Genomic DNA, 12813 nt, shown 5'->3' with positions numbered 1-12813 from the left:
CGAAAGACCGCGTATGACCGAGATTGCACGGACCGACGCCGGGTCCGTCTCCTCCGGCGTCGTTCCCGGCGTCGGGATCGGATTCGCGGCCGCGACGATGGCCGCGATGATCGTTCCCATCCGCCGCGGCGTCGACGACCCGGCCGTCTGGGTCGGCGCCGCGTTCGCGGTCGTCGCCGTGGTGGCGTTTCTGGCGGACCGCCACTTCGGCCTCGAGCGACGGCTGGCCGCGGGGGTGGCCGCCGCCTCGAGCGCCGTCGTCGTGATGCTCGCCGGCTACGCGCTCAACCAGGGCGTCGCGGCGTCGATCGCCCTTCCCGCCGTTCCCTGGTCGATTTCGCTCGTGTTCGTCGCGTTCTGTACGGCGGGACTCGCAGTCAGCGTCGGCGTCGCTCACTTCTTCGGAATCGACGGCTACGGGCTCAAAGAGCGCAGCGTACAGACGGCAACGCTGTCGGTTCTCGGACTGGGCGGATTGATCGCCGCGCAGTTCGCCACGGTTGCGGTCGCGCTTCCCGCGATGGCGGCGTTCGGGTCGCTCTCGCTGGTGCAACTCGTCGTCGTCAGCCAGATCGGAATGGCCCTCGGAACGGGGGCGGTTGCGATCGGCTACCTCGTGATTCGGGAGTACGGATTCTCGTACATCGACCTCCACGTTCCGACCAAACGCGATCTCCTCTGGATCGTCGCCGGAATCTTCGTGCTGTTCGGCGCACTGTTTCTGATCTCGGCGGTGTTCTACACGACCGGGATCGAAAGCTCCGATCACGGAACCGCCCAGCAAGCCCAGGAGAACCCGGAGATTCTCCTCGTGTTGATTCCGGCCTCGCTGTTGATCATCGGTCCGTTCGAGGAACTGCTCTACCGAAACGTGATCCAGAAGGCGCTGTACGGAACGTTCTCGCGCTACGGAGCCGTCGTCGTCGGGAGCGTCATCTTCGCCGCGGTTCACGTCCTCGCGTACGGCACCGCCGGCGCGGGCGAAGTGATCGCGAGCCTCGGCGTGATCTTCGGGCTCTCGCTCGTGCTGGGAACGATCTACGAGCGGACCGAGAACCTGGTCGTGCCGGCGATCATCCACGGCATCTACAACGCGATCCTCTTTGCGAATCTGTACGCGATGTACGCCTGATACGGTGTGTGTACCGATGTACCGCACAACTCAAGGCCAGTCGCGATTGCACCGGGCCCGATGCACAGCGACTCGGACGCGCGTCAGTCGGCAATCCCTTCGATGGCTCGAAAGAGCTGCGTCGACGCTCGAGCAGTCGAGCGTCGGACAGTAGCTGTCGAACGCCTCGAGAGTCGCGGAGAGTCACTCGAGCGATCTCCGCAGTAGCGGTTCACCGACGTGAACCACCGACGGAGAACGGCTCGAGGGAACCGACGGCGGAGAACGGCTAGTTGGGATTCTTGCGCGCGAGCGCCGAGCCACAGATCGGACAGCGGTCTTTCTCCTCGTCGAACTCGCGGCCACAGCCCTGACACTGGAACTGCCAGTGGCGCTGTTCGTCGATACCGTCGCGAGCGATCGCCTCGACTTCGACGTTCAACTTCTCGGCGACGTTTTGCATCGCGTAATCGTCGGTCACGAGCGTCCCGTCGAGTTCGAAACTCGCGGCGACGAGTCGAACGTCGGTGTCGGAGAGCACCTCGAGGTCGCCGGACTCCCTGGCGGCGCGTCTGACCTTCTCGGTCGTGTCCTCGTTGGGGATGTGGATGTGCATCCCCGAGCCCTCCATCGCGTCGTACCGGTAGGCGCTTTCGTCCTCGAGTTCGTCGCGGACGAGCGGGATGGTTGCGGTCTGTTCTGTGGTGTGAAAGTCGTGGATAAAAGCCGAGGAGTCGAGAACGTACATACCGTTAGCGCTTGACGACGATGTAGTCTTTCACCGCTTGAACGCGGCTGACGGGAACGAGAAACCGACCGGCGTCGTTGACGTCGAAGTCGACCGAGTTGCTCGGAAGCTCTTCGTCGGGTTCGACGATGAGGTTGTGGAGCGAGCCGGATTTGAGGTCCATCGTGATGTTGTAGAGCAATCCGAGTTCGGTTCCGTCGGAGCCCATGACGGATTTGCCCGAGAGGTTCTCAGCGAGTATATCGCTCATGCATACTCGTATTTACTAATCGGTATTAAATACCACGGGGAGCGACCACTCGACGTGATGTCGGCCGACGGTCGCCGTTAGTTCGACGGTCGACCCTCGAACGCGGGCACGTGGCCGCCCTCGAACGGACGCCGACGAGGGAGCGCCGTGACGATGGGTTTAACTACCGCCCTGCGGACGCTCTAGACAAGACCTTCTCTGGTGGTTCACCATGTCGGAACCGGACGCAGACACTCTCGACCCTACATCACTTCGGACCCCGATCGTCGCCGTCCTCGGACACGTCGATCACGGGAAGACAAGTCTCCTCGATAAGATCCGCGGCTCGGCGGTCATCGAGGGCGAAGCAGGCGCGATCACCCAGCACATCGGCGCGACGGCCGTCCCCCTGGACGTCATCTCGACGATCGCGGGCGACCTGGTCGATCCCGACGACTTCGACCTGCCCGGGTTGTTGTTCATCGACACGCCGGGACACCACTCGTTCACCACGCTTCGCTCGCGCGGTGGCGCGCTGGCCGACATCGCGATCCTCGTCGTCGACGTCAATGACGGCTTCCAGCCCCAGACGCTCGAGGCGCTCGACATCCTCAAGCGCTCGCAGACGCCGTTCATCGTCGCGGCGAACAAGATCGACACCGTTCCGGGCTGGAACGCAAACGAGGACTCACCGATCAACGCGACGTACGACGCCCAGAGCGATCGCGTCACCGGTCGGCTGGACGAGAGCCTCTACGAGATCATCGGCAACCTCTCGGACGAGGGCTTCTCGGCCGACCTCTACTGGCGGGTCCAGAACTTCCAGCGCAACGTCGGCGTCGTTCCCGTCTCCGCGATGACCGGCGAGGGCGTTCCCGACCTGCTCGCGGTCATGATGGGACTCTCCCAGCGCTACATGAAAGCGGAGATGGAGATCGACGTCGCCGGACCCGGCGTCGGCACCGTCCTCGAGGTCAAAGAGGAGAAGGGCTTCGGAACGACGATCGACACCGTCCTCTACGACGGGACGGTCCGGGCCGACGACGAAATCGTCATCGGTGGACAGAACGATCCGATCGTCACCGAGGTACGCGCGCTGCTCCAGCCCCGCCCGCTCGCGGAGATTCGAACCGAAAGCCGGTTCGAAAAGGTCGAGGAGGTCTCGGCCGCGGCCGGGATCAAAGTGGCCGCGCCCGACCTTGAGGACGCGATGGCCGGCGCGCCGGTCCGCGTCGTCCGCGACCGCGACCTCGAGGAGGTCGTTCGCGAGGTCGAAGCCGAACTCGCCGACATCGCCGTCGACACCGAAGAACAGGGCGTCGTCGTCAAAGCCGACACCCTCGGGAGCCTCGAGGCGATGGCCGACGCCCTGGACGAAGCGGAGGTGCCGATCGTCCGCGCGGAGGTCGGCGACGTCGCTCCGCGGGACGTTTCAGTCGCCTCGACGGCCGAGGAGCCGAAACAGCGGGTCATCCTCGGGTTCAACGTCGACGTCCTCGGTGACGCCGATCGCCGAGCCGAGATCGACGACGTCACCCTCTTTACGGACGAGGTGATCTACCAGCTGATCGAGGAGTACGAGGAGTTCGTCGAAGAACTCGAGCGCGCCCAGCAGGACACGATCCTCGAAAACATCGTCCGTCCGGCCCGGTTTCGCATCCTGCCGGATCACACCTTCCGCCAGAACGACCCCGCGGTCGTCGGCGTCGAGGTCAACGCCGGGACGATCCGCAACAACACCAACGTCGTCACGTTCGACGGCAACGAGCCCGATCGCGTCGGCCAGGTCAAGGGAATCCAAGAGCAGGGCGAGGACATCGACGAAGTCCGCGCCGGAAACCGCGTCTCGATCGCCATCGACGGTCCGACCGTCGGCCGCCAGATCGAAGAGGACGACGAACTCTGGATCGAAATCCCGGAAAAACACGCGAAGATTCTGGAGCAGGAACTGGCGAGCGAGATTCCCGGCGACGAACTCGAGGCGCTGAACATGTACCTCGAGAAACAGCGCAAGCGCGACCCGTTCTGGGGAAAATAAACGCGAATTTTCGTCGCACTTTTGCGGTATCGTGTGAGAACGGACGGTATGGTATCCCGTGAAAACAACGTGGTGACCGGATTCGTCCTCCTCGCGCTGGTTCTCACGTACGGAGGATTCTGGCTGACCGATTTTCCGTCGGAGCTCCTGATGGGGGTACTCATCTTCGTCGGCGTACTCGCACCGATGGTCGTGAACAACCACCTGGATAGCCGAGAAGCCGCCTGACCGGGACATCCGGCGGCCGGCGGACCGAACCAGTTTCGAGGCGATCAGCGACGCGAAGCGGCGTCGCGAGCCGTCTCGAGCGCCTCGAGCACCGCCTCGGCCTCGGGATCGTCGATGGCGTCGCGGTCGCACCGCAGGTTCCGGAACCGACGTTTCAGGACGAGTTCGTCGTCGGTCAGTTCGATCCCCTCGATTCGCTCCCAGGGAACGAACCTCCGCGAGCGACCCAGATCGAGGCGGACGCCGTACTCGTGTGCGCGAAGTTCTCCCCACTCGTCCGGCTCGGGGGCCATCTCGAGCGAGTAGCGCTTGCCGTAGTAGCTCTTTCCTCGCGAGTCGTCGTCGGTCCCGGACCACGTCCAGGCGACCACGATGACGCCGTAGGCGAGCCAGAGGAGGCCGAAGAGGGTTCCGCCGACGACGCTCATCACACCGGCCATCACGACGAACACCGTCAGCACCATCCAGAGACCGTTTCGAGAGAGCAGTCCCGCCGGCCGGTAGCTCCACGTCACGACCGGCTCGTCCGTCGTGATCGCCTCGACGAAGCGCGCGCGACACAGCCGCTCGAGCCCGAACGCGGTGACGCCGACGAGCAGCGCCATCGCGACGGTTATCGCGAGGTAGCGGGCGGTGTACGCGAGCGGCGTCGCGCCGGGGGCGAGCGCGACCGCCACGAGTCCAACGGCAGGCAGGTAGCAGGCGAGTCGCCACCGCAGCCGACGGCCGATCAGTTCGGGGAGCCCGTGAAACCGCTTTGCGAGGACGTGACCGACGATCATCACGCCGGTTACCGTCGTCGGGAGGGTAGCGAGCAGCGACGCCGTCGTCACGTCCGCGAGCAGGCCCACGACCGCGACGAGGCCGGCCGCGATAAGTCCCAGGTAGAAGCCGAAGGCGGCCTGGAACCCGATGTCCGGCGGTTCGGCGTCGACGATCGCTCGCCGGTGGAGGGACATACCAGTCAGTACGGCGGTCGGTCGCAAAAAAGTACGCTCCCGACGCGTCGAGGACGACGGCCGATCGGGATCTCAATGGTCGCGCTCGAGGCTCACGCGCGCACCGCCGTCGACGGCCTCGAGCGGCTCGATCTCCGTCACGCACGCGACGACGTTCACGGGCGCGGCGGCGCGGGGTTCGCCGTCGACGCTCGCGGGCGTCTCCCCCCAGAACAGACACAGCTTGCCGCCCGCCGGCCAGTAGGCGATCGCCCCCTCGGGAACGACTTCGCGCGCGTTCTCGCTCGAGACCTCGAGGGGAACGTCGAAGTAGAGTTCGTCGCCCCAGCGGACGGCGTCGCCGACGACCGGGAGCGCGTCCGCCAGCGCGGCTCGCGTCTCCGGCGCGTCGTCGGTCCAGGACGCCTCGAGTTCGATCCCGTCGACGGTGACGCGAAGGTCGCTCATACGCGATCGAACGGAGAGCCACCACTTCAACGATTGGGAGCCCGGTCCGCCTTCGATTCGGGGACACCTGCTCGGCGAGGGGACGTTTTCGGTTCGTCTCGGTCGCGTCGAGCGACTGGAATCGACGACTCTCGAGTCCCCCGGGGAGTGCCAACTGTTGGCGGAGACGAACCGGTCCCGAAATCGTTTTCAACTGCTCACGCGCACACTCGGTATGCCGACGGAATCGGACACTCATTATGACCCCGAACTGGGGAACAAGTTCATCTTCGTCACCGGCGGGGTGATGTCGGGACTCGGCAAGGGGATCACGGCCGCGAGCACCGGCCGTCTCCTGAAAAACGCCGGATTCGACGTCACCGCGGTCAAGATCGATCCCTACCTGAACGTCGACGCGGGGACGATGAATCCCTACCAGCACGGGGAGGTGTACGTCCTGGAGGACGGGGGCGAGGTCGACCTCGACCTGGGGAACTACGAGCGGTTCCTCGACGTCGACATGACCTCGGATCACAACGTCACCACCGGCAAGACGTACCAGCACGTCATCGAGAAAGAGCGCGCCGGCGACTACCTGGGCAAGACGGTCCAGATCATCCCGCACGTCACGGACGACATCAAACGGCGCATCCGGGAGGCGGCCGACGGCACCGACGTCTGCATCGTCGAAGTCGGCGGCACGGTCGGCGACATCGAGGGAATGCCCTACCTCGAGGCGTTACGACAGTTCGCCCACGAGGAAGACGAGGAGGACATCCTCTTCGTCCACGTGACGCTGGTTCCGTACTCGAAAAACGGCGAGCAGAAGACGAAGCCGACCCAGCACTCGGTCAAGGAGGTCCGCTCGATCGGCCTCCAGCCGGACGTGATCGTCGGCCGCTGCGAGGATCGCTTAGAGCCGGAAACGAAAGAGAAGATCGCGCTGTTCTGTGACATTCCGACCGAAGCGGTGTTCTCGAACCCCGACGTCGAGGACGTCTACCACGTCCCGCTGATGGTCGAAGACGAGGGGCTCGACCAGTACGTCCTGGAGCGGTTCGGCCTGGCCGAGGAGGCGCTTCCGGAGGGCGAACGGGCGAACGACTGGCGCGAGATCGTCACCACCGAGAAAGACGGCGCGGTCGACGTCGCGCTGGTCGGCAAGTACGACTTAGAGGACGCCTACATGTCGATCCACGAGTCGCTGAAACACGCCGGCTTCGAACTCGGCATCGACGTGAACGTCCGCTGGATCCACGCCGACGGGATGGCCGACGGCTACGACGACCAGCTCGAGGACGTCGACGGAATCATCGTCCCCGGCGGCTTCGGGATGCGCGGCTCGGAGGGCAAGATCCGGGCGGTCCAGTACGCCCGCGAGAACGACGTTCCCTTCCTCGGACTCTGTCTCGGTTTCCAGATGGCCGTCGTCGAGTACGCCCGAAACGTTCTGGGTCTCGAGGGCGCACACTCGGCGGAGATGGACGAGGAGACGCCCCACCCGGTCATCGACATCCTGCCGGAGCAATACGAGGTCGAAGAGATGGGCGGAACCATGAGACTCGGCGGGCACACGACCGTCATCGAACCCGAGACGCTCGCGTACGAACTGTACGGCGACACGTCCTGTTCGGAGCGCCACCGGCACCGATACGAGGTCAACCCCGAGTACTTCGAACACTTCGAGGACGAGCCGCTGACGTTCTCCGGGACGGCGGGCAACCGGATGGAGATCCTCGAGCTCGAGGGCCACCCCTACTTCCTCGGAACGCAGTTCCACCCGGAGTACACGTCCCGGCCGGGCCAGCCGAGTCCGCCGTTTCTCGGACTGGTCGAGGCCGTCCTGGAGGAAGCCGGAACCGACGGCGGGACCGACGACGCAGAGACGCAGGAAGCTGACGCGGAAACGGAGGTTACGTACTGATGGTAGACACCGACACGTTCGTCCCCAGCGCAGTCGAAGAGATCGAAACCGAAATCGGCGACGCGAACGCCGTCATCGCCCTCTCGGGCGGCGTCGACTCCTCGGTCGCCGCCGCACTCGCCTACGAGGCCATCGGCGACCGCCTCACGCCGGTGTACGTCGACACCGGCCTCATGCGGAAAGGCGAGACCGCACAGATCGAGGAGACGTTCGACTACATGGAGTCGCTACGGGTCGTCGACGCCACGGATCGGTTCCTCGAGGCGCTCTCGGGCGTCACGGACCCGGAGGAGAAACGCGCCGTGATCGGCGAGCAGTTCATCCGCGAGTTCGAACGCGAGGCGACCGAGGCCGGCGCGGACTACCTCGTCCAGGGAACCATCTACCCCGACCGCATCGAGAGCGAAGGCGGGATCAAGTCCCACCACAACGTCGGCGGCCTCCCCGACGTGGTCGACTTCGACGGCATCGTCGAACCCGTCCGCGACCTCTACAAGGACGAGGTCCGGGAGGTGGCTCGCCACCTCGGCCTCGAGGAGGTCGTCGCCGAGCGAATGCCCTTCCCCGGTCCCGGACTCGCCGTCCGCGTCATCGGCGAGGTGACCGAGGAAAAACTCGAGGTGGCTCGCGAGGCCTGTCACGTCGTCGAAGACGAACTCGAGGAGTACGAGCCCTGGCAGGCCCTCGCCGCGGTGATCGGCAAGGCGACCGGCGTCAAAGGTGACAACCGCGTCCACGGCTGGGTCGTTTCCGTCCGCTCGGTCGACTCGCGAGACGGGATGACCGCACGCGCACAGGAGATCGACTGGGAGACGCTCCAGCGGATCCAGTCGCGGATCACCGGAACCAACGAAAACGTCGCGCGCGTCGTCTACGACGTGACACACAAGCCTCCGGCGACGATCGAGTACGAATGACCGGACGCGCAATCGTCGTCGGTCCCGACGACGACGACATCACGACGGCCCTCGAGGCCGAAGGAGCCGACGTCGTTCGTCTCGAGGGCGTCGTCACGCGCCCCCAGCTCGAGGAGGCGGGAATCGTCGACGCCGGGTTGTACGTCCTGACGGACGTCGGCCAGGCGACGACGATTCCGATCGTCCGCGATCTGACCGACGAGCTACGGACGGTCGTCTACGCGCGCGATACGATTCCGGAGTTCGTGCGCGGACAGCTCGATCTCGCCGTCGACCCGCAGCTGGTCGACGCCTCGTTGGTCGCCGAGGAACTGGTCGACTGAGACGAGTCGCTGTCGCGATTTTCCGATGCAACCGCGGCGGGTCGGCGTTGTACGGAACCGACTCAGTACGCTCACCGCTCGGCCGTCGTGTCCGCCGGTATTGACAGCGGAGCAACTTTTCAGAGTTCTGGAGATATGAACGGTCTCGGGGCCGATAACGGGTGATTAAATCCGGGTTAAATCCGAGGGAATTCGGCGTAAGAACGGTATACCGTCAACCCCGTTCAAGTAGTTCCCACCGGTAGCTATCGTTGGAGGTCGACGGGCAGACCCCACCTGAGGCACCCACGCCTATTCCCGTGACTTCCAGCAATCCCACCACAGCACCCTTCCCCCACCATTGCCATACCGTTTCGACGCGGGTTCCGCTGCACCGGCCCGCGTCGCACCCTGCGGTTCTGGCACCCGGAACGCGCTGTTCGCGTTCCCGGGGTACTTCTTTCCGCTCTCGAGCACGCACCACGGGTACGTGCGTCCGTCGGTCCCGCCGAGCGTCAAACGCGTCCTCTAGGCGTCAGACGCGCGTATAGGCGTCAGACACGTCGCGAAGTACCGACCGCAACGCGTCCGCTCGCTTCCGGTTCGACGTAAACGAACGTGCGAGAACGCGACGCTCCCGTGCAAACCGGTCCTCGTTAAGCCTCCCGGAGCCGCTCGAGCACCGGAATCTCATCGAGTCGCTCGGCCTCGAGGCGGCCCCAGTCGATTCCGGTCGGGGGCTCGCGTGCGTCGGGTCGACGAACCCGTTCGGGCGTGACGATCAGGTCCATCGGGACGTCGTGGTCGTCGAGTGCCGCGGCGTCGTCGATCACCTGTCGCTCGTGAACGGTCGTGGCGACGGGCGTCTCGGCGTCGACGAGATCGAGTTCGCGCAGAATAGCGTATTCGAGATCGCTGTAGCCCTCGCCCTTGCCGATCCGTCCGCCGCCGTCGGTGACGGCGACGCTCCCGGTGACGATCAGGTCGATCCGTTCGACCTCGTCGGGAAGGACCGGGCGTCCGTGTTTCGACGAACCGGAGACGGTCGTCGCCTCGTCGTAACTCTCGAGGTCGGCCGGGTCGAGTTCCAGAAAACATCGCTCGTCCCGAAGGCGGGGTACGGCCATGTAGACGGTCTTTCCCTCACGCAGGGCGCGCCGCCGGACCGGGAGCTGTGGCGCGTCGGGGTTCGCTTTGATCGCTGCGGCTTCGGTCCACTCGGGTTCGTCGGCCAGCCGATCGGCCGCCGCGGCGGCGTTCTCGTAGTTCGGAATTCGCCCGTGTGGCGGAAACGGAAACCGGGCGAGGCCGCTCTCCTCGAGGTCGTCCCAGATCCGCTGTCGGATCGATTCCTTGTCGGTGGTACCGGTGGGGCTCATCGATCGTCGTCCGTCGATACCGTCTCGGCGGCTGAATCAGTTTCGTCACCGTCGCTAGCTGTGCCGTCCGTGCGCACCAGTTCGACGAGATGTGCGGCTTCGGGGACGATGATCTCCTCGATTCCCAACCTCGCGGCGTCGACGTTACCGGGGAGACAGAAGACGAGCGTTCCCTGGGCGACCCCCGCCAGCGTCCGTGCGGCGACGACCCGCGTGCCGACCTCCTGGTAGGCGAGGGTGGTGAAGAGCTCGCGAAACGAGGACAGTTCCTTCTCGAGCAGCGGCTCGATCGCCTCGATGGCGACGTCACTCGGCTCGACCCCCGCCGCTCCGGCGGTGACGACGACGTCGACGTCCTTGCGCTCGATGATCCGCAGGACGATGGCCTGCACCCGATCGTGGTCGGGTCCGACGTGTTCTCTCGTCGCGAGGTCGTGACCCGCTCGCTCGATCGCCGTACCGATCGCCTCCCCTGCCGCATCGGACTCGAGCGTCCGCGTGGAAGCGATGGTGACGACGCCCGCGCCAAGCGGCGACGACGCGGCGTCCGGGTCCGTCGCGCTCGATTTCGGATCCGACTCCGTCTCGTTCATGGAGAGGCGTTCGAGCGCCGGTTTGAATAACGCTACGCACGCAACAGCGCCCACCTTTTTGGACGGCGTCGTCGTCTGGTTCGCGTATGCAGGCAGTCAAGATAACCGAACACGGCGGAACCGACGTCATCGAGTACGGCGAGTACCCCGACCCCGAGGTCGGCCGCGACGAGGTGCTCGTCGACGTCAAAGCCGGCGCCCTCAACCACCTCGACGTCTGGGTCCGTCGTGGATTGCCGACGCTCTCGCTCGAGATGCCCCACGTGCCGGGCAGCGACGCCGCCGGGATCGTCGAAGACGTCGGACCGGACGTCTCCAGGTTCGAACCAGGCGACCGGGTCGCGCTCACGGCGGGGGTGAACTGTGGCGACTGCGAGTTCTGTCGACACGGCGATCCCACCCTCTGCGTCAACTTTCATCTCATCGGCGAGCACGTGACCGGCGTCCACTCGGAGTACGCCGCCGTCCCCGAGGACAACCTGATCCCGGTACCCGAACGGGTCGACTGGATCACCGCCGGATCGTCCACGCTCGTCTTTCAGACTGCCTGGCGGATGTTGATCGACCGCGCCGACCTCGAGGCGGGCGAGTCGGTGCTGGTGCTCGGAGCCAGCGGCGGCGTCGGCCACGCCGCGGTACAGATCGCCGACTATGCAGGTGCGGAGGTGTACGCGACCGGGAGCACGGAGGAGAAACTCGAACACGCCCGCGAGTACGGCGCGGATCACGCGGTCAACTACGAGCAACGCGACTTCGCGGAGTGGGTCCGCGAGAAGACGGGGAAGCGGGGCGTCGACGTCGTCGTCGACTACGTCGGAGCGGGGACTTGGCGGGACTCGATCAAGAGCCTGGCGAAGAACGGACGGCTGGTCACCTGCGGAGGGACCGCCGGTGGCAACCCGAAGACGGACATTCCGCGAATATTCTGGAATCAGCTCAACATCATCGGTTCGACGATGGGGACTCCCGGGCAGGTCGACGACGTGATGGAACTCGTCTGGGACGGCACCTTCGAACCGGCGACTCGGGAGGTGCTGCCGATGAGCGAGACGGCGCGCGCCCACGAAATCGTGGAGGGACGAGACGGATTCGGAAAGGTCGTCGTCCGTCCCGACAGCGAGTACTGAGCGATCGAACGGACCGCTGATTCGGCGCGACTCCTCGATGTGCGCGGACGATCGCGGCGTGCCGAGTGTTCGGACGAACCGCCGGGTCGAGCGACCGACGCCCGATCGAACGCGAAACGAACTGCGGAACGAACCGTGACTGCTTTGATCGCCCGGACGCTACGACCACGCGTGACCTCGAGCGACGACGGCGGCTACGTTCACGATCCATCGGCGTTCGACGACGACGGTCGACGGCGCGACGACGGGGAGACGTCGGACGACGGCGAGTGGGTCGAGGAGCCGACCCATCCCGCACGCGCCGACCGGGAGTTCGACTGGCGAGGCTGGGTGCTCGTCGGCGTGATCGTGCTCGCGTTCATCGTCGCGCCGGTGTCGATCATCCTCTGGCCGCCGGACGTCGGCTACCTGTTCGCGCTGTTGATCCTGCCGCTGGCTCCGGCGGTGTTACTGGCGCTGACGGCGGTCTGGGCGACCACCCGGCCCTAAAAACGTCCGTTCCCTACGCCGGGGAACCGAGTTCGTCCTCGAGGGTCTCGAGGACGGCCGATCCGTGGACGTAATCTCGCTGTGGCGTCTCCTCCTCCTCGAGATACTCGCACAACTCCTCGGAGAGCCGCCGAACCTGTCGGCTGGTGAACGTCTCCGGTTCGTCCTCGGATTCGATCGTCTCGAACACCTCGAGTATCCACGCTGGCGGCGTCTCGTCGTCGTCGAGTGCGTCGTCGACGAGGGTGGCCAGCACGTGGTGGACGACCCATTGCTCTTCTCTGGAGAGCGTCACTTCGTGCGTCTCGGTTTCCGGTGGTGGGGAGCTCATTTCGTCACATGG

At 65.4% G+C, this 12813-nt stretch carries 15 protein-coding genes; 8 read left to right on the top strand and 7 right to left on the bottom strand.

Translation table 11 applies throughout. The features are described from left to right. The first annotated feature begins 13 nt into the window (after positions 1-13). Positions 14-1132: a CPBP family intramembrane glutamic endopeptidase gene (locus EA472_RS10370; RefSeq protein ID WP_124191448.1), complete on the top strand. Its 1119-nt coding sequence runs from the start codon at positions 14-16 to the stop codon at positions 1130-1132. Positions 1133-1400: 268 nt separating this feature from the next. Here the strand turns inward: EA472_RS10370 and EA472_RS10365 are convergent, their stop codons facing one another. Then, the gene (locus EA472_RS10365; protein ID WP_124191447.1) at positions 1401-1859 is read right to left on the bottom strand and encodes an NOB1 family endonuclease; all 459 of its coding nucleotides are present in this window, start codon (positions 1857-1859) and stop codon (positions 1401-1403) included. Positions 1860-1863: 4 nt separating this feature from the next. Continuing rightward, complete coding sequence (locus EA472_RS10360) at positions 1864-2109, bottom strand: PRC-barrel domain-containing protein (RefSeq protein ID WP_124191446.1); 246 nt, start codon at positions 2107-2109, stop codon at positions 1864-1866. A 211-nt stretch (positions 2110-2320) separates the two neighbouring features. Between EA472_RS10360 and infB the strand changes: the two genes are divergently transcribed. Together infB and EA472_RS10350 are read left to right on the top strand one after the other, a co-directional pair. Next, entirely contained in the window at positions 2321-4126 is a 1806-nt protein-coding gene (gene infB, locus EA472_RS10355; RefSeq protein WP_124191445.1) for a translation initiation factor IF-2, read from the top strand. Positions 4127-4174: 48 nt separating this feature from the next. Then, positions 4175-4354: a hypothetical protein gene (locus EA472_RS10350; protein WP_124191444.1), complete on the top strand. Its 180-nt coding sequence runs from the start codon at positions 4175-4177 to the stop codon at positions 4352-4354. A gap of 44 nt (positions 4355-4398) precedes the next feature. Here the strand turns inward: EA472_RS10350 and EA472_RS10345 are convergent, their stop codons facing one another. Further along, positions 4399-5313, bottom strand: coding sequence for a hypothetical protein (locus tag EA472_RS10345; protein ID WP_124191443.1), 915 nt, complete (start codon positions 5311-5313; stop codon positions 4399-4401). Positions 5314-5385: 72 nt separating this feature from the next. Continuing rightward, positions 5386-5760 (bottom strand): cyclophilin-like family protein, encoded by a 375-nt coding sequence (locus EA472_RS10340; protein WP_124191442.1) that lies wholly within the window; start codon positions 5758-5760, stop codon positions 5386-5388. A 214-nt stretch (positions 5761-5974) separates the two neighbouring features. Here EA472_RS10340 and pyrG point away from each other — a divergent pair, with 214 nt between their 5' ends. The 3 genes from pyrG to EA472_RS10325 are packed head-to-tail and all read left to right on the top strand — an operon-like array spanning position 5975 to position 8903. Then, entirely contained in the window at positions 5975-7663 is a 1689-nt protein-coding gene (gene pyrG, locus EA472_RS10335; RefSeq protein ID WP_124191441.1) for a glutamine hydrolyzing CTP synthase, read from the top strand. Next, positions 7663-8580 carry a glutamine-hydrolyzing GMP synthase gene (gene guaA, locus EA472_RS10330; RefSeq protein ID WP_124191440.1) on the top strand — a complete coding sequence of 306 codons (918 nt, stop codon included), beginning with the start codon at positions 7663-7665 and terminating at the stop codon, positions 8578-8580. The genes pyrG and guaA overlap by 1 nt, the downstream gene beginning before the upstream one ends. Continuing rightward, positions 8577-8903 (top strand): DUF7126 family protein, encoded by a 327-nt coding sequence (locus EA472_RS10325; protein WP_124191439.1) that lies wholly within the window; start codon positions 8577-8579, stop codon positions 8901-8903. Before guaA ends, EA472_RS10325 begins: the two co-directional genes overlap by 4 nt. Before the next feature lie 635 nt (positions 8904-9538). Here EA472_RS10325 and EA472_RS10320 read toward each other — a convergent pair. Then, entirely contained in the window at positions 9539-10261 is a 723-nt protein-coding gene (locus tag EA472_RS10320) for a 5-formyltetrahydrofolate cyclo-ligase (protein ID WP_124191438.1), read from the bottom strand. After that, the gene (locus EA472_RS10315) at positions 10258-10854 is read right to left on the bottom strand and encodes a MogA/MoaB family molybdenum cofactor biosynthesis protein (RefSeq protein ID WP_124191437.1); all 597 of its coding nucleotides are present in this window, start codon (positions 10852-10854) and stop codon (positions 10258-10260) included. Before EA472_RS10315 ends, EA472_RS10320 begins: the two co-directional genes overlap by 4 nt. Positions 10855-10940: 86 nt before the next feature. On the opposite strand from EA472_RS10315, the gene EA472_RS10310 reads away from it, so the two are divergent. Together EA472_RS10310 and EA472_RS10305 are read left to right on the top strand one after the other, a co-directional pair. Next, on the top strand, positions 10941-11981 hold the full coding sequence (locus EA472_RS10310) for a zinc-binding dehydrogenase (RefSeq protein WP_124191436.1): 1041 nt from the start codon (positions 10941-10943) through the stop codon (positions 11979-11981). 171 nt (positions 11982-12152) lie between these two features. Continuing rightward, positions 12153-12470 carry a hypothetical protein gene (locus EA472_RS10305; protein ID WP_124191435.1) on the top strand — a complete coding sequence of 106 codons (318 nt, stop codon included), beginning with the start codon at positions 12153-12155 and terminating at the stop codon, positions 12468-12470. A 13-nt stretch (positions 12471-12483) separates the two neighbouring features. Here the strand turns inward: EA472_RS10305 and EA472_RS10300 are convergent, their stop codons facing one another. After that, positions 12484-12801 carry a DUF7853 family protein gene (locus tag EA472_RS10300; protein WP_124191434.1) on the bottom strand — a complete coding sequence of 106 codons (318 nt, stop codon included), beginning with the start codon at positions 12799-12801 and terminating at the stop codon, positions 12484-12486. Between the last annotated feature and the right edge of the window lie 12 nt (positions 12802-12813).

It is taken from the genome of Natrarchaeobius oligotrophus (assembly GCF_003841465.1).
Taxonomy (GTDB): Archaea; Halobacteriota; Halobacteria; order Halobacteriales; family Natrialbaceae; genus Natrarchaeobius; species Natrarchaeobius oligotrophus.
The sequence above is the reverse complement of the archived record's forward strand: the minus strand, read 5'-3'. Positions and strand labels throughout refer to the sequence as shown.